Origin of the sequence: Vibrio sinaloensis, assembly GCF_023195835.1 — a bacterium.
GTDB classification, from domain to species: Bacteria; Pseudomonadota; Gammaproteobacteria; order Enterobacterales; family Vibrionaceae; genus Vibrio; species Vibrio sinaloensis_C.
The window spans coordinates 1,061,897-1,083,816 of record NZ_CP096199.1; the positions used below are offsets into that span (position 1 = coordinate 1,061,897).

Genomic DNA, 21,920 nt, shown 5'->3' on the forward strand with positions numbered 1-21,920 from the left:
TCCTCAGGTGACCCCAAAAATTAAGAATTCCATCAAAGCGACCTGTCGTTTTGAGTCAATTTAAAATTAGTTTTGAGGAAAATGCTGTGACACGAATTATCGTAGTAGGCGGCGGTGCAGGCGGTCTTGAGCTTGTCACCAAACTGGGACGTACATTGGGCCGCAAGGGGCGCGCGAAAGTCACCTTAGTGGATCGCAAGGCAAGCCACTTATGGAAGCCACTGCTGCACGAAGTGGCGACTGGTTCACTGGATGAAGGGGTTGATGCACTGAGTTATCGAGCACATGCGAAAAACCACCACTTTGATTTTCAAATGGGCAGCCTCCAAGATATCGACCGTGAGCGTAAAGTCATTAAGCTGCATGAGCTGAAAGACGATCACGGCGAATTACTGATGCCAAGCCGAGAGCTTGAATACGACATTCTCGTGATGGCAATTGGCTCAACATCCAACGATTTTAATACTCCAGGTGTGCGAGAGCACTGCATTTTCCTTGATAGCCCAGAGCAAGCGCACCGTTTCCGCACTGAAATGAACAACCAGTTCCTTAAGCTACACGCTAAGAATGGTAATGGCGCGGTTGACATTGCGATCGTTGGCGCAGGTGCGACAGGCGTTGAGCTTTCCGCTGAGCTGCACAATGCAGTCAAAGAGCTGCGCACTTACGGCTTTGGCGACCTAGACTCGAGTAAACTGAATGTAAACTTAGTGGAAGCGGGTGAGCGCATTCTCCCTGCATTACCTCCGCGTATTTCCGGTGCCGCGCACCAAGAGCTCACTAAGTTAGGTGTGAATGTACGCACCGCGACCATGGTGACCAAAGCGGAAGCCGATGGCCTAGTAACCAAAGATGGGGATAAGATTCCAGCGCAAATTATGGTTTGGGCTGCGGGCATTAAAGCGCCTGATTTTATTAAAGATTTAGCAGGGCTTGAAACTAACCGTATCAACCAGTTGGTGGTGAAAGAGACATTACAAACCACGCGCGATGACGATATTTTTGTTATCGGCGATCTGGCGCAGTGCACCCAAGCAGACGGAAGCTTTGTGCCACCGCGTGCGCAAGCGGCACATCAAATGGCGAGTCGAGCCTTTGCTAACATCGTTGCCAAACTAAACGGCCGTGAACTCAAACCTTATGTCTATAAAGACAAGGGGTCGTTAGTGTCACTAAGCCGCTTCTCGACAGTGGGTAGCTTGATGGGCAACCTGACTAAAGGCTCGATGATGGTTGAAGGCCGCATTGCTCGAGTGGTGTACATCTCGTTGTATCGCTTACACCAAATGGCGTTGCACGGTGTGTTTAAGACTGCATTGATTATTCTGATGGGGCGGATTAACCGCGTGTTGCGTCCTAACCTAAAACTTCACTAATCATGCTATACCACACAACAAAAAGAGCGCTTCGGCGCTCTTTTCAATTATGGCGTGATGGAGTAAACCATGCCTGTCTTGGGTTTGCCTGCAAATAGAAACCGATTTTTCGCCCGGCACTCAAATTGAGCACCACACGCTTCGATCAATTTTTGGCTCGCGACATTTTCTGGATCGCAGACAATCTCGATTCGAGTCAGTTTGAGCTGAGCAAAACAGAACTCGCTCAGCGCTAGCACCGCTTTTTTGGCATACCCTTTGCGTTGCGCCCGGTCGCTAATCCAATACCCAATACTCGCCATGTTGAAAGTATGATAGAGCTCATTAATAGCCACCATTCCGACTAGTTGTCTGGATGAGCGGCAGAATATGCCAAACCCATAAGCTTCGCCTTTGACCCAGTTGAGCCGAGTGGCGAGTATAAATCGCTCGGCGTCATCGCTGGAAAACTGGTCGTGGCACCAATCAACCCATTGATGCAAACTGGGAGATTGAGTAACACACTGTTGCAGCTCAGCGCTCTCTTCGCTGTCAATCAAGCGCAAAACTAGCTCAGGAGTAATGATTTGATAGTCTGGGCTCATAAGATAAAAAGCCCTCACAGAGAGGGCTATCGATTATTGATTAACTCGACGGACTTGGATGATCATCCCCATTAGAGGGTGATCGAGGTAATGAGTTTCGGTACTGCGCATTCGGCGTTTTTGGTCTAATCGGTAGCTCTTCAAAAACTCTTGCTTAACGATGGTGGGTGAAATTTCTTCCATCAAGCCGACTTGTGTCACTGAATCTGTGGCCAAGGTTGTGCTCTCTGACGCTGCCGCTTCAGACAACTCTGGTTCACGCTCTTGTAAGGTTACGTTGCGAACACTCGGGTGTTTTAAATCAATCTCAACATCCGCATACAGATAGTGCTCAACGTAGATCTGCAACTTACCGTCCAGTTCATAAAGCGGTTTAGGGATGCTCTCTTCAGTGACCCCATCAATGACCTGACTGGCGTTACTGCCTCGCATTGAGCCGTCAGCATTAAACTGACTTGAGTAGTCTTTTCCTGCTTGAACATGGAACGTCGGCGCGCCGAAGCGACCTTGATCGCCTTGACGCCACGCTTTGTGCATCAAGACTTGAAAGCCGGCGTGTTGATTGAGCTTTTGCACTTCGCCGTTCAATTGGTACTCAGAATAGGGCAACATTTGCACCCCTTTGCTGGTACGGAAACTGGCATCAGCAAAAGAGCCCGCACGCTCAATATCAATCGCTGGTAAACGGTTTGGCCAAGACTCAGAGGTTTGCTCGGCCTCGACCGCTCGCTTAAAAATGATCACTTCGATATCGAATTGACGCTGCGCCATTGAAGGCATTGCAATAAACAGTAGCAACAGCGGGATCAGTTTCTTCATTACAACTCCATGATAAAGGTGATAGCCACCTTTGGTTTAATTAAGAGACGTTTAAGCCTTAGGCAATAGATTTTGCTGGAACTCGGCCAACATGTCATTCACAAACTGAATTCTTTTGCGTCTATCGACTAATGGTATCGTAAACTTGAACTTAGTGGGGCCATCCATAGCGAATTTTTGTGGCTGAGACTGCAATAGTTTAACCAAATACATCGGGTTAATGTCAGCATCTGGATAGAATTCGATGTAGCCGCCTTTGTCGTGCGCTTCCACCTTCTTCACTTTCAACCTTGCCGCAGTCAGCTTCAATTCAGCGACAGACAGTAGGTTTTTCGCTGCATCTGGCAGCAATCCGAAACGGTCAATCAACTCGATTTTGAGTTCGCTCAACTCTTCGCTACTGCTTACGCTGGCGATTTGTTTGTACATCGACAATCGGGTGTTAATGTCAGGAATGTAGTCATCTGGGAGTAGCGCGGGGAGGCGCATCTCGACTTCGGTTTGCTCGCGTAGCAGCTCATCCAAAGAAGGCTCTTTGCCTTCTTTGAGCGCTTCAACGGCTTGCTCGAGCATTTCCATGTAAAGCGTAAAGCCTACCGATTGAATCTGTCCGCTCTGTTCATCTCCCAGCAGTTCACCGGCTCCGCGAATCTCGAGATCGTGCGTTGCTAGGGTAAAGCCTGCACCCAAGTCTTCAAGCGAGGCAATCGCATCAAGGCGCTTAATCGCGTCTTTGGTCATCGCTTTAGGGTGTGGGGTCAGCAAATAGGCATACGCTTGGTGGTGCGAGCGACCCACGCGGCCGCGCAACTGATGCAATTGCGCCAAACCTAAGTTATCTGCTCGGTCCATAATAATGGTGTTGGCGGTAGGGACATCAATACCGGTTTCGATGATGGTGGTACAGACGAGCAAGTTGAAACGTTGATGATAGAAATCGTTCATGATCCGCTCCAACTCACGCTCGCGCATTTGACCGTGAGCGACGGTAATCCTTGCCTCTGGGATCAGTTTTTCAAGGTCAGCGGCGACTTTTTCTATGGTTTCTACTTGGTTATGTAAGAAGTACACCTGACCGCCGCGCATGATTTCTCGAAGCACAGCCTCGCGAACCACGGCATCATCACGTTGACGAACAAAGGTTTTGATCGCCAAACGACGTGCTGGTGGCGTCGCGATGATCGACAAATCGCGCATACCACTCATGGCCATGTTTAGCGTTCGCGGGATAGGGGTGGCGGTGAGAGTCAGAATATCCACATCAGCGCGCATCGCTTTCATTTTTTCTTTTTGACGTACGCCAAATCGATGTTCCTCATCGACGATCAACAGCCCAAGGTCGTGGAATTTGATGTCGTTGGATAGCAGTTTATGTGTCCCAACCACCAAGTCGACTTTGCCGTCTTCGATGTCTTGCAGTATCTGTTTTTGCTCTTTAGCCGTTTTAAAGCGTGATAGTACCTCGACACGGATAGGTAGATTGGCGAAGCGATCACGGAAGTTTTCAAAATGCTGCTGAGCGAGCAAGGTAGTCGGTACCAATACGGCGACTTGTTTTCCATTGTCGGTGGCCACGAAGGCTGCACGCATCGCGACCTCAGTTTTGCCAAAGCCAACATCACCACAAACCAGTCTATCCATCGCCTTAGCTTGGCACATGTCAGACATCACAGCGTTGATGGCCATTGACTGGTCATCGGTCTCTTCAAACGGGAAACCAGCCTTAAATGTGGCGTATTGATCGCGATCGAGTGCAAACTTGTATCCAGGCTTGAGCTCACGTTTCGCGTAAACATCGAGCAGTTCGGCGGCGACATCGCGCACTTTTTCCGCGGCTTTACGTCGTGCTTTTGCCCAGGCTTCTCCGCCTAATTTGTGCAGCGGTGCGCCATCCTCTGCGCCGCCTGAGTAGCGACTGATTAGATTTAACGATGCCACTGGTACGTAAAGTTTGGCGTCGTTTTGATATTCGAGCGTCACATACTCTGTGGTCATTCCGCCCGCTTCAAGGGTTTGTAAACCGACGTATCGACCGATACCGTGGTCGATATGAACCACGGGTTGACCTGGTTTTAGCTCGGCAAGGTTACGGATAACTGCGTCACTGTTGGTGCTCTTACGGTCTTTGCGGCGGCGCTGAATAACGCGATCGCCAAGCAAGTCACTTTCACAAATCAGTGCAACCTGGTTGTCGGCGAAGATAAAGCCGTGTTCCGCCGCGCCCAATACCAAACTGAACTTTTGCTGGCTTGCGAGCGCATCAGCAAACGTAGCGGCTGATTCGGGTCTTAGCTTGATTCGCTGTAACAGTTCTAACAGCGCTTCGCGGCGACCTTCAGACTCGACCGAAAAAACGATTTTGCCGGCAAAACTTTCACTAAACTGACGTAAAGCCGCCATCGGTTCTTTGTTTTGGTGCTGAACCGCAAGCTCAGGAAGAGCGTTAAGCGCGGCGTTGCTGCGGCCTTGCTTTTCACCAATTGACTCGGTAAACAGCGCATTCTGCGGCAATTGCTTGAAGTGGCTAAACAGCTCATCCTTTTTTAGCCACAGCTCTTCAGGGGGCAGCAGAGGACGCAGTGGATCCACTTTACGCTGATCGTAACGATACTCGACATCAGCGAGAAAAGTATCAATCGCTGATTCGATTTCTCCAACCGTGATTAACTGAGTCTGCTCTGGGATGTAGTCAAACAGGGTTTCTGTACGCTCAAAAAACAGCGGCTGCCAATACTCAATACCTGATGGCCAAGTCCCTTTAGAGACTTGCATGTAGACAGACTCAGGCTCGCGACGCGCCTCAAAGCGCTGACGCCAACGAATGCGAAAGTCTTCGATGGCCGATTCACTGGTGGGAAACTCATGAGCAGGCAGTAAGCGTATCTCTTGGGTATCCTCGATTGAACGTTGATTCTCGGGATCGAAGGTACGAATCGTATCAATTTCGTCATCAAAAAAGTCGATACGATATGGGCTGCTTGCCCCCATTGGGTAGAGATCGAGAATGGAGCCACGGCTGGCGTATTCACCAGGGCCAAACACTTGATCGACATGACGATAGCCAGATTTTTCAAGCTGGATGCGCAGCTTTTCTAGCGAGAACAAATCGCCCACTTTGACCATTAAGGTGTGTTGGAGCAAAAACTCACGCGGCGATTGACGTTGCAGCAAAGTACTAATGGGAACAATGGTGATGCCGTCCGTTAGCGTGGGTAATTGGTACAAACGGGCGATGCGGTCAGAGATAATCTCTTGATGCGGCGAGAAGTTGTCGTAGGGTAATGTTTCCCAATCAGGAAACAGCGCCACTTCTTGCTGGGTGAATTGTTCGATTTCTTGTTGCAACTTGAGTGCAGTTTGCGGGTCGGGCACCGCTAACAGAGTATGTGCACTGTGTTTGTTGGCAAGCTCAGCAATGGCCAAAGCCAGCCCCGCCCCACGAAGGTTGCCAAATTGTTTTTTGTCTCCAGCGCCGCTGGCGGCAGTGAGATTGAGTAGTGAAGTATTGGGCATAACGTATTTATCTGTCTCGCTCCAGAGAGCGCTGACGAAGCAATTTTTGTTGTTGAAATAAGGCCGCTTTAATCAGTAAGTCTTGGTCGACGTCTCGCAGCAGGTCGTATTTGATTGTGATGAGTTGCGTATCTTCATTCTCTTCGACTTTGACCACGTGACCATAGCAGTAGATTGCGGCTGCGGGGTGGTCGAGGAACATTTTTACTCGCACCTTAGTGTCGAGTGCCAGCACATTTGGTGACATGTATGTAAACTGACTCGCTCCGAACGCGTGGGTTTTAAAGCGTAACTGTTCATCGTCTTGTTGCGAGAGCATAAATGTCAGCAGTAAGTTGAGCTTAGAGTTTTGCGTATCAAGCAATTGGATCACGTGCTTAAACTCGCTGTTTTTCAACTCATTACGTGCGCTATCGTTGACCAGATCAAGGTGGCTGAACTCGCTGGCAACAATAAAAGGTGCCGGAATCTCGCTTTCAAACTTTTCGATGCCGGGCAGTACGCTCGCCTGAGGCAAGGGCTCGACGTTGACAGTCATGGTGTGATTGACAGTAAAAAACTCTTGGTCAGACATGCTTGATTCCTTCTGCTTATAGCATTGATTATCGTTATAGCTGTCAAGTAATCAAGCTATCCCTTTGTTTATGCCATATTTTAACGACTAATTGGCAATTAAACACTACAAGTGTCTGGAATTAATCGGTACAGTAAAGCCCATTATTACGTGTTATGACTGGGTATTGGGTTTCCACTATGTTTCATCCTGTCTCCACCTTTATCGGCTTACGCTATTTGCGTGGGCGATCCGGTGATAGATTCAGTCGTTTTGTCTCTTATATGTCCACTGCCGGGATCACCATCGGCGTGATGTCGTTGGTCACGGTTTTATCGGTGATGAATGGTTTTGAAGCTCAGCTCAAAGGACGGATTCTCGGTGTGCTGCCGCAAGCGTTGATCTCTGAGCAATCTGGCCATACTGAGAGGCAGCCTCAAGCGCCCGACTTTATTACTCAGCTTTCAACAGCTGGCGCGCCTGAGCCTGTGGTTCAAAGTGAGGCGATTATTCAAAGCCCAACTCAGTTGAGTGCAGGTTTACTGCTCGGTATCGAGCCCTCTGACAATGATCCTATCGAAGCACATTTGATTGCCGGACGTTTATCTAGCCTGCAGCCGGGTCAATATCAACTATTTATCGGACATACACTCGCCCGCGCAATGGATGTGTCGCTAGGTGACAAAGTTCGTTTGATGGTGACCAGCGCGAGCCAGTTTACGCCGCTGGGCAGAATCCCGAGTCAACGCTTGTTTACTGTAGCGGGCATTTACAATACCGGCTCAGATGTGGATGGCCAGTTGATGCTCACTCATATTGACGATGCGGGAAAACTGATGCGCATGAAATCGGGCCAGATCAGCGGCTGGCGGCTGTTTTTCGAAGACCCATTTGTTGTCAGTGAGCTGAGCAACCAACCTTTACCTCAAGGCTGGCAGTGGCTAGATTGGCGCGATCAGCGCGGTGAGCTGTTCCAGGCGGTACGGATGGAAAAGAACATGATGGGGTTGATGTTGGGCCTGATCATCGGAGTCGCGGCGTTTAACATTATATCCGCGCTTATTATGGTGGTGATGGAGAAACAGTCTGAGGTGGCGATTCTTAAAACCCAGGGTATGAGCGACAGACAAGTTCTCGCAATCTTTATGGTACAGGGTGCCAGCAGTGGCGTGATAGGGGCATTAATCGGCGGCAGCCTAGGCGTGTTGTTGGCCAACAACCTTAATGCCTTGCTTGAGAGCGCTGGCGTCGTGCTATTTTCGGTGGGTGGCGAGCTACCTATCCTGATAAACCCAGTGCAAATCATCATCGTTGTGGTGCTAGCGATAGCGCTAAGCCTAGCCGCCACCTTGTTTCCTTCTTACCGCGCATCCACCGTTAAACCAGCTGAGGCTTTAAGATATGAGTAACCTTCTCCAGTGCCGCAATGTTTGTAAAACTTACCATGAAGGTGCCCATGATACTCAAGTACTTAAAGGCGTGAGTTTTGACCTGCAACGTGGTGAGTTGGCCTCCATTATTGGAACATCTGGCTCGGGTAAGAGTACTTTGCTACACATCTTAGGCGCGCTCGATGATGCCAGTGAAGGCCACGTGACTTTTTTAGGTCATGATTTATCTAAACTCAGCTCGAATCATCAAGCTAAGCTGCGCAACCAACACTTGGGTTTCGTTTATCAGTTCCATCATCTGCTGGCTGACTTTAGTGCGCTCGAGAATGTGGCCATGCCACTTCTTATTGGCGGAGCGAAAGTAAAAGCAGCCAAAGCGGCTGCAAGTGAACTGCTGGAAAAAGTTGGCCTAAGTCACCGATTAGAGCATCGACCTTCGGAGTTATCGGGAGGAGAGCGTCAGCGAGTGGCCATCGCGCGTGCTTTGGTCAATAGCCCCGATCTCGTGCTCGCCGATGAGCCAACAGGTAACCTAGACCATGCGACAGCGCTATCTATTTATGATTTGATGCGTGAGCTTAATCAAGAATCGCAAACGGCGTTTTTGGTGGTGACCCACGACGGTGAGCTTGCAGCGAAGATGGACCGTCAGCTGCACATGCAAGATGGTTTACTCATCAATGTAGAGGGGCAATAAATGTTGTCCTCGTTATCGCTACTGATTGGAGGCCGCTTTAGTCGAGCCAAACAGCGCAATAAGATGGTGTCGTTTATCTCACTTTCGTCGACCATAGGTATTGCTGTTGGCGTAGCTGTGATCATTATTGGTCTTTCTGCGATGAATGGCTTTGAGCGTGAGTTGAATCATCGCGTACTCTCGGTGATTGCACATGGGGAGTTTGAAGGCGTTCGAGGCCCTTTGACCGAGTGGCCTTCCGTGGTTAGCCAGGTAGAAAAGCACCCCAAAATCGCAGCGGCGGCACCCTTTGTTAAGTTTACCGCCCTGGCAGAAAAAGGGGTGAAGCTCAAAGCACTGGAAGTCAGGGGGATAGCTCCTGAGTCAGAAAGTCGCGTTTCTAGCTTAAGCGAATTTATTGACCCGCAAGTCTGGGCCGAGTTCCAAGCGGGCCAGCAACAAGTGATCTTGGGTAGTGGCATTGCCGCTTTGCTCGACGTGAAGCAGGGCGATTATTTAACCTTAATGATCCCAACCAGCGGCGCGACGACTAAGGTTCAAGCGCCAAAGCGGGTGCGAGTCAAAGTGGCTGGCTTGCTTACGTTGAATGGTCAGATTGACCATAACTTGGCGTTGGTCCCCCTTGCTGATGCACAAGCGTACGCCAAAATGGGCAAGGGTGTAACCGGCGTGGCTGTGAAGGTGACTGATGTGCTCTCGGCCACGCAGATCGTGCGTGAAGTGGGTAACACACTTAATGTTTACGTTTACTTGCGCAGTTGGCAGCAAAAGTACGGTTTTCTCTATCGCGATATTCAGTTAGTACGCACCATCATGTACTTGGTGATGGTATTGGTGATTGGTGTGGCCAGCTTTAATATTGTCTCGACACTGATGATGGCCGTTAAAGACCGAGCGGCCGAGATCGCTATCTTGAGGACCATGGGCGCTAATGATGGCTTGGTTAAACGTATTTTTGTTTGGCAAGGCGTGTTTTCCGGCGTGCTAGGTAGTGTTGCTGGTAGCGTGATTGGTGTGTTGGTCGCACTGAATCTTACGCCTATGATTGCCGCACTTGAGCAGTTGCTGGGCCATCAATTTTTATCGGGAGACATCTACTTTGTCGACTTTTTGCCGTCTCAAGTCAATGGGCTAGACGTGGTGTTAGTGTCCGGCACAGCCATTGTTTTAAGTTTGCTGGCGACCTGGTATCCGGCATCAAGGGCAAGCAAACTTAACCCCGCGTCAGTGTTAAGCGCCAAATAACCCGCGAAAAGTAAAAAAGGACCAGAGCGGTCCTTTTTTCATTCTTGGGGTACATCAAGTATTCATTTAATCCACGAGCCCATCATATCTTGGCCCAGTCGATATTTACTTCTTCAGTAGGCTTCTTATTCTGCTCTGACGCTGTTGCCAGCTCCTGACCACCGAATAGCGCCACAGCGCCGTAATTCCAAAGTAACCCAGCATGGCAGAGGCAAGGCCACAAATTAAACAGCCCAAAAGGAACGGCGGGCCCATCGTGCTCATTTGATGCAGTAGGAACTCCCACGACAGCTCGAAATGAAAGTGTTGCGGCGGAACTTGCATTGTCCAAGCGCCTACTTTGTAGGCAAAGTAGAACAGCACCGGCATAGTGACAGGGTTGCTCACCCAAACCAGAGCCACCGATAAGGGCAGATTAACACCACACGCAATAGCCAGACCCGCAGACATGATCATCTGACTAGGCAGCGGTACAAAAGCCATAAACAGGCCCACAGCGAAAGCACCGGCCGCAGAACGACGGTTCAAACACCATAGGTTTGGGTTGTAAAGCACATTGCCAAAAATCTTTAGTGCCTTTTGACGCTTAATAACTTCGTGGTCAGGCATAAAGCGCTTAATGAATTTTCTTGGCATAGGGGAATATGACTCTCTACTTACATTATTGGACGCTAATCTCGTTCTCGCTTCTGGTGTTATCCAGCCCGCTTTGGCCGATTATGCCTAGCTGGGATTACTTATTTATTGCCACCGTACTGTTAGTGATAACTGTTAAGTATAGGAGAGTAAGAGTATTTGTTGGTTTAGCTCTAGCGTGTGTTGTAGTTTTGGCGCACGGTAATGTGATGCGCCTGCAAAGCGAAACACTTTTCCAAGCAGGGAGCGATATTAGCATAATTGCTGAGGTTGACAGCTTTTTTACGCCAATAAAATTCGGCTTTCAGGGCATAGTTTTAGTTAGATCAATTAACGGACAAGCTTTAACCAGTCTTGAGCAGCCAAAAATCAAATTGTCGGCCCCACTGAAGCTTCAACCGGGCGAGATTGTATCCGCAGCGGTGCACTTGCGGCCGATAGTCGCCAAGCTAAATGAAGTGGGATTTGACGGTGAACAATACGCGTTGAGTACCCGAGTGGTGGGCCGCGCATCGATAAAACCCAAGGATAGTTACTATCTTCTAAGTACTTCGGGCATTCGAAACCAGTGGATACAGACGATTGCGCAAGCCACGGGCGATAGCCAGCACACAGCGGAGATTCGAGCCTTGTTGTTTGGTCTCAGGGATGAGATATCTTCAGACACCTGGTTGCAGTTGCAACAGAGTGGGCTCAGTCATTTAGTGGCGATTTCGGGGCTACACATTGGTATCGCTTTCTCTGTTGGTTGGGCACTTGGCCTCACTTTGATTACTTTCTCGCCACGGTTATCGTGGGCTCCGCTAGTGTTTGGGCTCGCACTCGCGACGGTTTACGCTTGGTTGGCTGGGTTCTTGATTCCCACTCAGCGCGCACTGCTTATGTGTGTAATGCTGTGTGCAATGCAACTGCGCGGCGGACATCTGCCTTATCCGTTTAAGTGGTTACTGGTATTATCTCTGCTGTTGCTGATAGACCCATTTTCTGTCATCAGCTCCAGTTTGTGGATGTCTATGTACGCCGTCGCCTGCGTGATGGTTTGTGTTGTACTGATCCCGCGCCATTGGCATTGGGTTACCAAAGCAGTATGTGCTCAACTAGTCATCGTGGTTGCCATGGCTCCTTTGGTATCTTGGCTTTTTCAAGGGATGAGTCTGGCCGCTTTCCTTAATAACTTGCTATTAGTGCCTTGGTTTAGCTGGATTGTGATCCCGTATTTGTTTTTCGCTACGTTGATGACTTTGTTACTTGGTAACGTCGGAGAGTGGTGGCCATTGATGGACGCATTGCTAACGCCCCTCGACTGGGCACTAAAAAACGCCTCATGGGGCTGGTGGACTATGTCGCATCACCAGTTCGCTATGTTGGTGCTAGCCATCACGCTTGTGGTGATGCTACTGCTGTTTTCGCGATTGGCGATCATGTTGGCACTCTTTCTTGCGCTGTCACTACTCTTCTCGTCGCGCACAAAACCAAACTGGGTCATGGATATGCTGGATGTGGGCCATGGGCTTGCCGTAGTTATTCGTCAAGACTCTCGGGCGCTTGTCTATGATACGGGAGCGGCTTGGGGAAGCGGTAGCATTGCAGAGCAAATCATTACTCCTTATCTCATCAAGCATGGTATCGAACACGTAGACTGGTTGATTGCTAGCCATATGGACAATGACCACGCCGGAGGGTGGGATTATTTAAACCGACGCTGGCAACCGCGCAACACAATGAGTAGTCAGCATGGTGTTGGAAAGCGTCGTTGTATTGCGGGTGAACAATGGGCTTGGGGACATCTCACTTTGGAGGTGCTATGGCCGACTAAGCTTGCGACGCGCGCCTTTAACCCGCACTCGTGCGTGATTCGAATCCATGATCCGCAACTGGATTTGAGCGTTCTGTTGACCGGTGACATTGAGACCATTGCTGAGTGGCTACTGATCAGGAAAGGTGGTGCATTGCATGCCGAAATCATGACCGTTCCGCATCACGGCAGTCGAACCTCATCACTTGCTCCATTTATCGAACGTATCCAGCCTGCGTTGGCATTAGCATCGACCGAAAAAAATGGCCGCTGGCGACTGCCTCACCCACTTGTGGTCGCAAGATATCAACAACTTGGTGCCGAGTGGCTCGATAGTGGCAGTGAAGGTCAGGTAACGGTCAAATTTTATTCTGATCGCTATAACTACTCCACGCTAAGGCAAAGGAAAGGGGGGAGTTGGTATAGGCAGATGCTGCGTAAGGGAGTAGAATAGGAAGATTATTGCAAAAGAAAATTAAGCACTTCTATGTCTCTGAATCAAGACGAAACAACTTGGCAAACCTTCAAACGCTTGTGGACCTACATTCGCTTGTACAAAGCAGGTCTTGCAGTTGCTGTCGTTGCATTGATCATCAATGCGATGGCCGATACTTACATGGTCTCTCTACTTAAACCGTTACTTGATGAAGGGTTTGGTAATACTGAATCCAATTTTTTGCGGATTTTACCAATTATCATCTTTGGCATGATGGTGGTGCGCGGCTTGAGCGGTTTTGTATCCACTTACTGTTTGAGCTGGGTGTCGGGTAATGTGGTTATGGAGATGCGTCGCTCGATCTTTAATCAGTTTATGCACATGCCGGTTGCTTACTTCGACAAAGAGTCGGCCGGTGGTCTACTGTCTCGAATCACTTATGATTCTGAGCAGGTCGCCGGGGCAACCAGTCGCGCGTTGGTGAGCATCGTGCGCGAGGGCGCGAGTATTGTCGGCTTGCTTGTTCTGATGTTTTGGAACAGCTGGGAGCTCTCGCTAGTACTGTTTGTTGTCGCGCCGCTCGTTGCTTGGGGCATCGGTGTGGTGTCAAAACGTTTCCGAAAAATCTCAAAGAATATGCAAGACGCGATGGGACATGTCACCTCATCGGCGGAGCAGATGCTTAAAGGCCATAAAGTGGTATTGAGTTATGGTGGTCAGCGTGTCGAGAAGGAGCGCTTTGATTCTGTGAGTAACACGATGCGCCAACAATCAATGAAGCTGGTCGCCGCGCAGGCAATCGCGAACCCAGTGATTCAATTAATTGCTTCAATTGCGTTGATTGTGGTGCTGTTTCTCGCCAGTGTCGATTCCATTCGTTCAGAGCTAACGCCTGGGACTTTTACCGTGGTCTTTTCAGCTATGTTTGGCTTAATGCGACCACTCAAAGCGCTGACGAATGTAACCTCAGAGTTTCAGCGTGGTATGGCGGCCAGCCAAACCTTGTTCGCTTTAATGGACTTAGAAACTGAACGTGATAGTGGCCAGTATGAAGTCGAAAAGGCTCGTGGTGACATCGAAGTGAAAGAGGTGACCTTTACTTACGCAGGTAAAGAGAAACCCGCGTTGAGTGACGTTAGCTTTACGATTCCTCGAGGAAAAACAGTCGCCTTAGTTGGGCGCTCAGGCTCGGGCAAGAGTACGATCGCCAACTTATTTACCCGTTTTTATGATGTCGATGCTGGGACGATTTATCTGGATGGACACGACATCCGTGACTACAAGTTAAGCAATCTTCGCTCTCATTTTGCGTTGGTGTCTCAAAATGTGCACCTATTTAACGATACGATTTCCAACAATATCGCTTATGCTGCTACTGAGAAGTACAGCCGAGAGCAAATAGAACAGGCTGCGCGCTTGGCATATGCCATGGACTTTATTGAGTCGATGGATGATGGTTTAGATACTGTGATTGGTGAGAATGGCGCCAGTTTGTCTGGTGGACAACGTCAACGTATTGCCATCGCCCGGGCGTTATTACGCGATGCGCCGGTGCTTATTCTCGATGAGGCGACATCCGCGCTTGATACAGAGTCTGAGAAAGCGATTCAGTCTGCATTGGATGAACTGCAGAAGAATAAAACCGTGCTGGTGATCGCTCACCGTCTCTCTACCATTGAAAATGCTGATGAGATCTTGGTGGTTGATGAAGGTGAAATCGTAGAGCGCGGCAACCATGCAACGCTTATCGAAAAAGATGGCGCATATGCGCAGTTACACCGCATCCAGTTTGGGGCTTAACCTTGATTGAGAAAATCTGGTTTGAGAAGCACCCGCTAGCCCACCTTTTGTGGCCACTACTGTGGCCACTGAGTAAACTGTTTGCACTGATAAGTACTCGCCGGCGGCGTCAATTTCAAAGCGGCAGCAAAACCAGCTATCGAGCGCCTGTGCCAGTAGTTGTGGTCGGGAATATCACCGCCGGGGGCAACGGTAAAACGCCAGTGGTAGTATGGTTGGTCGAGCAGTTGCAGCAGATGGGCTATAAACCGGGGGTTGTGTCGCGCGGTTATGGCGCCAAAGCTCCTCACTACCCGTTGCTCGTTGAAAGCACAACATCAACTAAGCATTGTGGCGATGAGCCTAAGCTTATTCATAAACGAACTGGAGCGCCTGTTGCCGTATCGCCAGTAAGAAGTGACGCGGTTAAAGCGTTGCTACCGCTTGGTGTTGATATCATCATCACCGATGACGGCTTACAGCACTATGCGCTGCAGCGAGATATTGAAATTGTGGTTGTGGACGGCATGCGCCGTTTTGGTAACCAAGCATTATTGCCATTGGGGCCCCTCCGGGAACCTATTCAGCGCTTAAGTGAAGTCGATCTGATTATTACCAATGGGGGTGAGGCTCTACCTGGTGAGTTGGCGATGACGTTGCAGCCGCAGCAAGCGGTAAACTTGCTCACCGGTGAGCGAGCCGACGTTACTGAGCTTAATGATGGCTTAGTAGCGATGGCAGGAATTGGCCATCCACCGAGATTTTTTAACACTTTGCAGCAGCTTGGTGCGAATTTGTTGCACGCACAAAGCTATGCTGACCATGAAGAGATTCAACCATCGCGATTAGATGAGTTGGCCAGTAAAGGCCAACATCTAATCATGACAGAGAAAGATGCAGTAAAATGTGCGGAGTACGCCAAAGCCAATTGGTGGTTTTTACCGGTTAGCGCTTCTTTTGGCCAGCAAGACCAAACGCATATTCTAAATACAATTAAAGAGGTTAAGGAAAAGTATGGATCACCGTCTGCTTGAGATTGTTGCCTGTCCTGTATGTAAAGGCAAACTTGCATTTGATAAAGAGAAACAAGAACTTGTGTGTAAGTTTGACCGCCTTGCCTACCCAATCAAAGAGGGCATCCCAGTATTGTTGGAGCCTGAAGCGCGCAAAATGAACATGGACGAGGGCAGATAATGTCATTTACCGTAGTGATTCCTGCTCGTTACCAGTCGACCCGCTTGCCGGGTAAGCCGTTGGCGGATATTGCAGGTAAACCTATGATTCAGTGGGTCTATGAGCAAGCGATACAAGCTGGCGCTGATCAAGTGATCATCGCCACTGATGATAAGCGTGTTGAGCAAGCGGTGAAAGGTTTTGGCGGTCAAGTCTGCATGACATCAGCGGATCATGAATCGGGCACTGAGCGATTGGCTGAAGTGGTCGAGAAAATGTCTATTGCCGACGATCATATCATCGTGAATGTGCAAGGTGACGAGCCGTTAATTCCGCCTTCTATCATTAAGCAGGTAGCAGAAAACCTCGCTGATAGTGCCGCACCGATGGCCACACTTGCGGTTGAGATTGAAGACCAAGCAGAGGTTTTTAATCCAAATGCGGTCAAAGTGGTCATTGATAAAGATGGCTACGCGCTCTATTTTAGCCGCGCGACCATTCCTTGGGATCGGGATAATTTTGCGCTTGAGCCCAAGTCGATTGCCCAACCTCTCATGCGTCATATTGGCATTTACGCTTATCGTGCGGGTTTCATTAACACTTACATTAACTGGCAGCCAACCGCACTCGAGAAGATTGAATGTTTGGAGCAACTGCGTGTGTTGTGGCATGGCGAAAATATTCATGTCGCGGTTGCTAAGCAAGCGCCTGCAGCCGGGGTTGATACACCTGAAGATCTCGAACTGGTCAGACAAATCATCGCCAATCGATAATCAGTTATACCAAACAGGATAAATAGGTGAATAGATACTTATGCTGGTTGGTATTAATAGAAAAGGCCCTTCTCGGGCCTTTTGTGTTTAGCGATTAAACAGTATTGTTTAGTGACTATATTTTCGCGTCATAGTCATTACGCTTTGGGCAAGCACCTATGATCTCCCGTCGTCCACTCTCTTTCACCTCCTCAAGTACCACATCGAAGCCCCACAGGCGGTAGAGATGTTTCAATACCTCTTCGTAGCTGCCATCGAGTGGGATACGATCATGGGGAACGTATTGTAAAGTGAGTGAACGGTCTCCCCTCACATCGACATTGTAGACTTGAATATTGGGCTCAAGGTTACTTAAGTTGTATTGAGCGGCCAGCTTTTCGCGTATCGCTCGATAGCCCATATCATCATGAATCGCACTGACTTCAATGAAGTTTTTACGATCGTCGTCAACAACGGCAAACAGCTTAAAGTCACGGATGAGTTTGGGCGACAAGTACTGACTGATAAAACTTTCATCTTTGAAGTTTTGCATCGCGAAGTGCACTGCGTCCAGCCAGTCTGACCCTGCAAGTTCAGGGAACCATTCTTTGTCCTCATCGGTTGGGTTTTCGCAGATGCGACGAATATCTTGGAACATGGCAAACCCTAACGCGTAGGGATTAATCCCGCTAAAGTAGGGGCTGTTGTAGGGTGGCTGAGCGACGACACTGGTGTGACTATGAAGAAACTCCAGTATGAACCTATCGGTCACCAGCCCTTCGTCGTAAAGGTGATTGAGGATGGTGTAGTGCCAGAACGTAGCCCAACCTTCGTTCATGACCTGAGTCTGTTTTTGTGGGTAAAAGTACTGGCTGATCTTACGAACAATTCGCACTATTTCTCTTTGCCAAGACTCGAGTAGTGGCGCGTGCTTTTCAATGAAATAGAGAATGTTTTCCTGTGGCTCGGAAGGGAATCGAGTCTTTTGGCTCTCTGTTTCCACTTTCGATTTTGGAACCGTGCGCCATAAGTCATTAACTTGAGATTGCAGGTAGCTTTCACGCTCCTCTTGACGCAATTTTTCTTCGGCTATGGAGATCTTTTCTGGACGCTTGTAGCGGTCGACACCATAGTTCATGAGAGCATGACAAGAGTCGAGGAGCTCTTCGACCTCTTTGACACCATACTTTTGTTCGCAGTCAGCAATGTATTTCTTAGCAAACAGCAGGTAGTCGATGATCGAGCTCGCGTCGGTCCAAGTTTGGAATAAGTAGTTGCCTTTAAAAAAGGAGTTATGGCCGTAGCAAGCGTGCGCCATCACTAAAGCTTGCATGGTTACGGTGTTTTCTTCCATCAGATAGGCAATACAAGGATCGGAGTTGATCACGATTTCGTAGGCCAGCCCCATCTGGCCATGCTTATAACCTTGCTCGGTTTGAATAAACTTTTTACCAAATGACCAGTGATTGTAATTGATGGGCATACCGATACTGGAGTAAGCGTCCATCATCTGCTCAGAGGTGATCACCTCGATTTGATTTGGGTAACTGTCTAAGCGGTAGTGCTCGGCGACGCGCTTGATTTCTGTGTGATAGCGCTCCAACAAATCAAATGTCCAATCTGGACCATCGGGAAGTGCCTTGCTTTTTGTCGGCTTCTTCTTGGCTTTAGTTGTTGTCATATGGCCTCCCTAAGCATGCTCTTTTTTGAAAAGCTCTCTGAACACAGGGAAGATATCTTCAACCGTGCGAATGTTTTTCATGGCAAAGTTGGCGAACTCGCCTTCCAGCTTTTCGTATTCGTGCCATAAAGTTTGATGCGAACGTCGGGTAATCTCGATGTACGAGTAGTATTGGCAATTAGGTAGCAAGTGTTTGGTCAGAAGATCTCGGCATCGAGGCGAGTCATCGGCCCAGTTATCCCCATCTGAAGCTTGAGCAGCATAGATGTTCCATTCGCCAGTTGGGTAGCGCTCTGCGACGATTTCATGCATCAATTTGAGCGCGCTAGAGACTATGGTTCCTCCGGTTTCCTGTGAGTAAAAGAACTCATGCTCATCGACTTCTTTGGCTTGTGTATGATGGCGAATAAAGACCACATCCACGTTTTCGTAGGTGCGAGTTAGGAACAAGTACAGCAGCACATAAAAACGTTTAGCGATATCTTTGGTCGCTTGGTCCATCGACCCTGACACATCCATAAGACAAAACATCACGGCCTGACTCGATGGAATAGGGCGGCGTTCGTAGTTTTTGAAGCGTAAATCAAACGTATCGATAAAGGGCACAGTTTGAATCTTGTGTCGTAACGCTTTGATTTCCTCTTGCAGTCTTTGCTCTTCAAGAAGCTGTGCAGGCTCCGACATTTTGACCCGATCCAGCTCTTGCTCGAGTTCACGCAACATACGCTTTTTACCCGCGGTCATTGCGGTTCGACGTGCAAGGGATTGCTGTAGAGATTTGACCACAGAAATATTGGCGGGCACCCCTGCGGTTTGATAACCGGCACGGTGCGTTTTCCATTCTGTGATTTTGTTGATTTGGTTCTTTTCTAAGTTGGGTAGCTCTAGATCTTCAAACAAGATATCGAGGTACTCATCCTTGGAAATTTGGAACACGAACTCATCTTGGCCCTCACCGTCGGGGCTGGCATCGCCTTCACCAGAACCTCCACCTTGCCCTCCACCTTTGGGGCGTTCAATTTTATCTCCGGTCGAGAATTGATCGTTACCAGGATGGACCCGTTCTTTCAGCCCGCCTTTACCTTGATGAAATACGGGCTCATTGATGTCTTTGTGTGGAATAGAGACGTCTTCTCCCGTCTCTGTGTTCGTAATTGAACGGCGATTTACTGCATCAGCCACAGACTCTTTAATCTTCTCTTTGTGGCGGCGTAAAAAGCGCTGGCGGTTAACCGCGCTCTTATTTTTGCCGTTCAGTCGTCGGTCAATAAATTGCGCCATGAGGTACCCCTTATCTCGCACATACCTTGTTTCAGGCTGCCATCGTTACTGCTACCCGTCCGACCTCAGGTTTGGAGGTCGGAGGGATGTGGGCTAAACACTGCTATTAAGAAGACTTGCGTACGCGTAAGTACCACTCAGACAACAAGCGAACTTGTTTCTCTGTGTAGCCTTTCTCCATCATGCGGGCGACAAAGTCATCGTGTTTCTTCTGATCTTCAGAAGAGGTTTTGGTGTTGAACGAGATAACAGGGAGCAACTCTTCGGTGTTCGAGAACATTTTCTTCTCGATCACGGTACGTAGCTTCTCGTAACTGGTCCAAACTGGGTTGGTACCGTTATTGTTAGCGCGTGCACGAAGCACAAAGTTAACGATCTCATTACGGAAGTCTTTCGGGTTGCTGATTCCTGCGGTTTTTTCAATTTTCTCTAACTCGTTGTTGAGCGCAGAGCGGTCGAACAACTGGCCAGTTTCAGGATCACGGTACTCTTGATCTTGAATCCAGAAGTCGGCGTAGGTGACGTAGCGGTCAAAGATGTTTTGACCATATTCGGAGTAAGACTCCAAGTAAGCGGTTTGAATCTCTTTACCGATAAACTCAACATAGCGTGGCACTAGGTAGCCTTTAAGGAACTCAAGGTATCGCTCTGCGGTTTCTTGAGGGAACTGCTCACGCTCAATTTGCTGTTCGATAACGTAGAACAGATGCACTGGGTTGGCGGCCACTTCCGTTTGGTCAAAGTTGAATACACGGGACAGTATTTTGAACGCAAAACGGGTAGACAGGCCCGACATACCTTCGTCGACTCCAGCAAAGTCGCGATATTCTTGATAGCTTTTGGCTTTTGGATCGGTATCTTTTAGCGTTTCGCCATCGTAGACCCGCATTTTCGAGAAGATAGACGAGTTCTCTGGATCTTTGAGGCGAGACAAAATACTGAACTGCGACAATAGCTCTAAGGTGCTCGGAGAACATGGCGCTTTGGACAGCTCGGAGTGATCGAGTAGTTTCTGATAAATCTTAACCTCTTCAGATACGCGCAAGCAGTATGGCACTTTTACTATGTATACCCGGTCAAGGAAAGCTTCGTTGTTTTTGTTGTTACGGAAAGTCTGCCATTCCGATTCGTTAGAGTGAGCCAGAATCATACCGTCGAATGGTAATGCTGAAAGACCTTCGGTACCGTTGTAGTTCCCTTCCTGTGTAGCGGTCAAGAGAGGGTGCAGCACCTTGATTGGGGCTTTAAACATCTCGACAAATTCCATCAGACCTTGGTTGGCTCGACACAAGGCGCCGGAGTAACTGTAGGCGTCTGGATCGTTCTGCGAGAAATGCTCGAGTTGGCGAATGTCGACTTTACCGACCAAAGAAGAGATGTCTTGGTTGTTTTCATCCCCCGGCTCAGTTTTAGCGATGGCGAGTTGGTCAAGAATGGAAGGACGCACTTTGACCACTTTGAACTTGGATATATCGCCGCCAAACTCATGCAGACGCTTCGCTGCCCAAGGAGACATGATCGAGCGCAGATAGCGCTTGTCGATGCCGTATTCTTGCTTGAGCAACTCACCATCCTCGTTGACATCGAATAAGCAGAACGGATGGTCATTGACCGGACTACGTTCGCCGTTGGCGGAGAGTACGTAGATCGGAACTTGTTGCATCAGTGCTTTTAGTTTTTCCGCCAAGGAAGATTTACCACCGCCAACAGGACCGAGTAGATATAGGATTTGCTTGCGCTCTTCCAGCCCTTGAGCGGCATGTTTTAGGTAAGAGACAATTTGCTCAATCGCTTCTTCCATGCCGTAGAAATCTTTAAATGTTTCGTAACGCGAGATGACGCGGTTAGAGAAAATACGACTTAGGCGAGGATCTTGCGCGGTATCGATGAGCTCTGGTTCCCCAATGGCCATCAGCAGCCGCTCTGCGGCGTTAGCATAAGCACTCTTGTCATCTTTACAAAGAGCAAGAAAATCTTGTAGCGATAACTCCTCGTCCTTGGAGGCTTCGTAGCGCGCTTGGAAATGGTCGAAAATACTCATAATGAATTCCCCTCTGAACTTGTCGAACTGACAATAAACCCGCATAGAAAAGCAAATCCTTTCTTATATAATCCTAGTTGGCTTTTAGAATTTTGCTTAAAAAATATGTGTTTAATTGCAATCTGTGACTAGAGCCCGCTGCCCGAGACCTACAATTTTCGCCACGCG

Annotated in this window: 17 protein-coding genes; 9 read left to right on the forward strand and 8 right to left on the reverse strand. The window is 48.9% G+C overall.

The annotated features are described in order from the left end of the window. Nucleotides 1-86: 86 nt before the first annotated feature. Nucleotides 87-1,376, forward strand: a complete 1,290-nt coding sequence (locus tag MTO69_RS05050) for an NAD(P)/FAD-dependent oxidoreductase (RefSeq protein ID WP_248331695.1) — start codon at nt 87-89, stop codon at nt 1,374-1,376. Nucleotides 1,377-1,423: 47 nt separating this feature from the next. On the opposite strand, the gene MTO69_RS05055 is transcribed toward MTO69_RS05050, so the two are convergent. Genes MTO69_RS05055 through MTO69_RS05070 form a run of 4 tightly spaced genes read right to left on the reverse strand, consistent with a single transcriptional unit; the run spans nt 1,424 to nt 6,866 of the window. Further along, nucleotides 1,424-1,960, reverse strand: coding sequence for a GNAT family N-acetyltransferase (locus tag MTO69_RS05055; protein WP_248331696.1), 537 nt, complete (start codon nt 1,958-1,960; stop codon nt 1,424-1,426). Nucleotides 1,961-1,993: 33 nt separating this feature from the next. Then, nucleotides 1,994-2,779 (reverse strand): peptidoglycan binding protein CsiV, encoded by a 786-nt coding sequence (locus tag MTO69_RS05060; RefSeq protein ID WP_248331698.1) that lies wholly within the window; start codon nt 2,777-2,779, stop codon nt 1,994-1,996. A 51-nt stretch (nt 2,780-2,830) separates the two neighbouring features. Continuing rightward, nucleotides 2,831-6,292 carry a transcription-repair coupling factor gene (mfd, locus tag MTO69_RS05065; RefSeq protein WP_248331700.1) on the reverse strand — a complete coding sequence of 1,154 codons (3,462 nt, stop codon included), beginning with the start codon at nt 6,290-6,292 and terminating at the stop codon, nt 2,831-2,833. Nucleotides 6,293-6,299: 7 nt separating this feature from the next. Next, the gene (locus tag MTO69_RS05070) at nt 6,300-6,866 is read right to left on the reverse strand and encodes a PilZ domain-containing protein (protein WP_248331702.1); all 567 of its coding nucleotides are present in this window, start codon (nt 6,864-6,866) and stop codon (nt 6,300-6,302) included. Between the two features lie 179 nt (nt 6,867-7,045). Here MTO69_RS05070 and lolC point away from each other — a divergent pair, with 179 nt between their 5' ends. From lolC to lolE, 3 genes are read left to right on the forward strand one after another with little or no spacing between them, the layout of a single operon-like run. Continuing rightward, nucleotides 7,046-8,254 (forward strand): lipoprotein-releasing ABC transporter permease subunit LolC, encoded by a 1,209-nt coding sequence (gene lolC, locus MTO69_RS05075; RefSeq protein ID WP_248331704.1) that lies wholly within the window; start codon nt 7,046-7,048, stop codon nt 8,252-8,254. After that, nucleotides 8,247-8,933 (forward strand): lipoprotein-releasing ABC transporter ATP-binding protein LolD, encoded by a 687-nt coding sequence (lolD, locus tag MTO69_RS05080; RefSeq protein WP_248331706.1) that lies wholly within the window; start codon nt 8,247-8,249, stop codon nt 8,931-8,933. Before lolC ends, lolD begins: the two co-directional genes overlap by 8 nt. After that, nucleotides 8,934-10,178 carry a lipoprotein-releasing ABC transporter permease subunit LolE gene (gene lolE, locus MTO69_RS05085; RefSeq protein ID WP_248331708.1) on the forward strand — a complete coding sequence of 415 codons (1,245 nt, stop codon included), beginning with the start codon at nt 8,934-8,936 and terminating at the stop codon, nt 10,176-10,178. It begins immediately after the preceding gene. 105 nt (nt 10,179-10,283) lie between these two features. Here lolE and MTO69_RS05090 read toward each other — a convergent pair whose 3' ends face one another. After that, a complete protein-coding gene (locus MTO69_RS05090) occupies nt 10,284-10,814 on the reverse strand; it encodes a DUF2062 domain-containing protein (protein WP_248331710.1) in 531 nt (176 codons plus the stop codon). Nucleotides 10,815-11,188: 374 nt separating this feature from the next. Between MTO69_RS05090 and MTO69_RS05095 the strand changes: the two genes are divergently transcribed. Genes MTO69_RS05095 through kdsB form a run of 5 tightly spaced genes read left to right on the forward strand, consistent with a single transcriptional unit; the run spans nt 11,189 to nt 16,770 of the window. Next, nucleotides 11,189-13,063, forward strand: coding sequence for a DNA internalization-related competence protein ComEC/Rec2 (locus MTO69_RS05095; RefSeq protein ID WP_248331712.1), 1,875 nt, complete (start codon nt 11,189-11,191; stop codon nt 13,061-13,063). Between the two features lie 33 nt (nt 13,064-13,096). Further along, nucleotides 13,097-14,845, forward strand: a complete 1,749-nt coding sequence (gene msbA / locus MTO69_RS05100) for a lipid A ABC transporter ATP-binding protein/permease MsbA (RefSeq protein WP_248331714.1) — start codon at nt 13,097-13,099, stop codon at nt 14,843-14,845. Nucleotides 14,846-14,847: 2 nt separating this feature from the next. After that, entirely contained in the window at nt 14,848-15,858 is a 1,011-nt protein-coding gene (gene lpxK / locus MTO69_RS05105) for a tetraacyldisaccharide 4'-kinase (protein WP_248331716.1), read from the forward strand. After that, on the forward strand, nt 15,839-16,018 hold the full coding sequence (locus MTO69_RS05110; protein WP_176288089.1) for a Trm112 family protein: 180 nt from the start codon (nt 15,839-15,841) through the stop codon (nt 16,016-16,018). The genes lpxK and MTO69_RS05110 overlap by 20 nt, the downstream gene beginning before the upstream one ends. Then, nucleotides 16,018-16,770: a 3-deoxy-manno-octulosonate cytidylyltransferase gene (gene kdsB / locus MTO69_RS05115; protein ID WP_248331718.1), complete on the forward strand. Its 753-nt coding sequence runs from the start codon at nt 16,018-16,020 to the stop codon at nt 16,768-16,770. Before MTO69_RS05110 ends, kdsB begins: the two co-directional genes overlap by 1 nt. A gap of 115 nt (nt 16,771-16,885) precedes the next feature. Here kdsB and MTO69_RS05120 read toward each other — a convergent pair whose 3' ends face one another. From MTO69_RS05120 to MTO69_RS05130, 3 genes are all read right to left on the reverse strand, one after another. Beyond that, nucleotides 16,886-18,430 carry a SpoVR family protein gene (locus MTO69_RS05120; protein ID WP_248331720.1) on the reverse strand — a complete coding sequence of 515 codons (1,545 nt, stop codon included), beginning with the start codon at nt 18,428-18,430 and terminating at the stop codon, nt 16,886-16,888. A 9-nt stretch (nt 18,431-18,439) separates the two neighbouring features. Continuing rightward, entirely contained in the window at nt 18,440-19,711 is a 1,272-nt protein-coding gene (locus MTO69_RS05125; protein ID WP_248331722.1) for a YeaH/YhbH family protein, read from the reverse strand. A 106-nt stretch (nt 19,712-19,817) separates the two neighbouring features. Next, a complete protein-coding gene (locus MTO69_RS05130; protein ID WP_248331724.1) occupies nt 19,818-21,752 on the reverse strand; it encodes a PrkA family serine protein kinase in 1,935 nt (644 codons plus the stop codon). Nucleotides 21,753-21,920: the final 168 nt, after the last annotated feature.

What these genes read in the sequence shown, in the direction of transcription:
- kdsB (WP_248331718.1), top strand. Translation starts at nt 16,018, where the DNA reads ATGTCATTTACCGTAGTGATTCCTGCTCGTTACCAGTCGACCCGCTTG.
- MTO69_RS05055 (WP_248331696.1), bottom strand. Translation starts at nt 1,960, where the DNA reads ATGAGCCCAGACTATCAAATCATTACTCCTGAGCTAGTTTTGCGCTTG.
- MTO69_RS05090 (WP_248331710.1), bottom strand. Translation starts at nt 10,814, where the DNA reads ATGCCAAGAAAATTCATTAAGCGCTTTATGCCTGACCACGAAGTTATT.
- MTO69_RS05110 (WP_176288089.1), top strand. Translation starts at nt 15,839, where the DNA reads ATGGATCACCGTCTGCTTGAGATTGTTGCCTGTCCTGTATGTAAAGGC.
- MTO69_RS05125 (WP_248331722.1), bottom strand. Translation starts at nt 19,711, where the DNA reads ATGGCGCAATTTATTGACCGACGACTGAACGGCAAAAATAAGAGCGCG.
- msbA (WP_248331714.1), top strand. Translation starts at nt 13,097, where the DNA reads ATGTCTCTGAATCAAGACGAAACAACTTGGCAAACCTTCAAACGCTTG.
- MTO69_RS05130 (WP_248331724.1), bottom strand. Translation starts at nt 21,752, where the DNA reads ATGAGTATTTTCGACCATTTCCAAGCGCGCTACGAAGCCTCCAAGGAC.
- MTO69_RS05070 (WP_248331702.1), bottom strand. Translation starts at nt 6,866, where the DNA reads ATGTCTGACCAAGAGTTTTTTACTGTCAATCACACCATGACTGTCAAC.
- MTO69_RS05120 (WP_248331720.1), bottom strand. Translation starts at nt 18,430, where the DNA reads ATGACAACAACTAAAGCCAAGAAGAAGCCGACAAAAAGCAAGGCACTT.
- lolC (WP_248331704.1), top strand. Translation starts at nt 7,046, where the DNA reads ATGTTTCATCCTGTCTCCACCTTTATCGGCTTACGCTATTTGCGTGGG.
- mfd (WP_248331700.1), bottom strand. Translation starts at nt 6,292, where the DNA reads ATGCCCAATACTTCACTACTCAATCTCACTGCCGCCAGCGGCGCTGGA.
- lolE (WP_248331708.1), top strand. Translation starts at nt 8,934, where the DNA reads ATGTTGTCCTCGTTATCGCTACTGATTGGAGGCCGCTTTAGTCGAGCC.
- lolD (WP_248331706.1), top strand. Translation starts at nt 8,247, where the DNA reads ATGAGTAACCTTCTCCAGTGCCGCAATGTTTGTAAAACTTACCATGAA.
- MTO69_RS05060 (WP_248331698.1), bottom strand. Translation starts at nt 2,779, where the DNA reads ATGAAGAAACTGATCCCGCTGTTGCTACTGTTTATTGCAATGCCTTCA.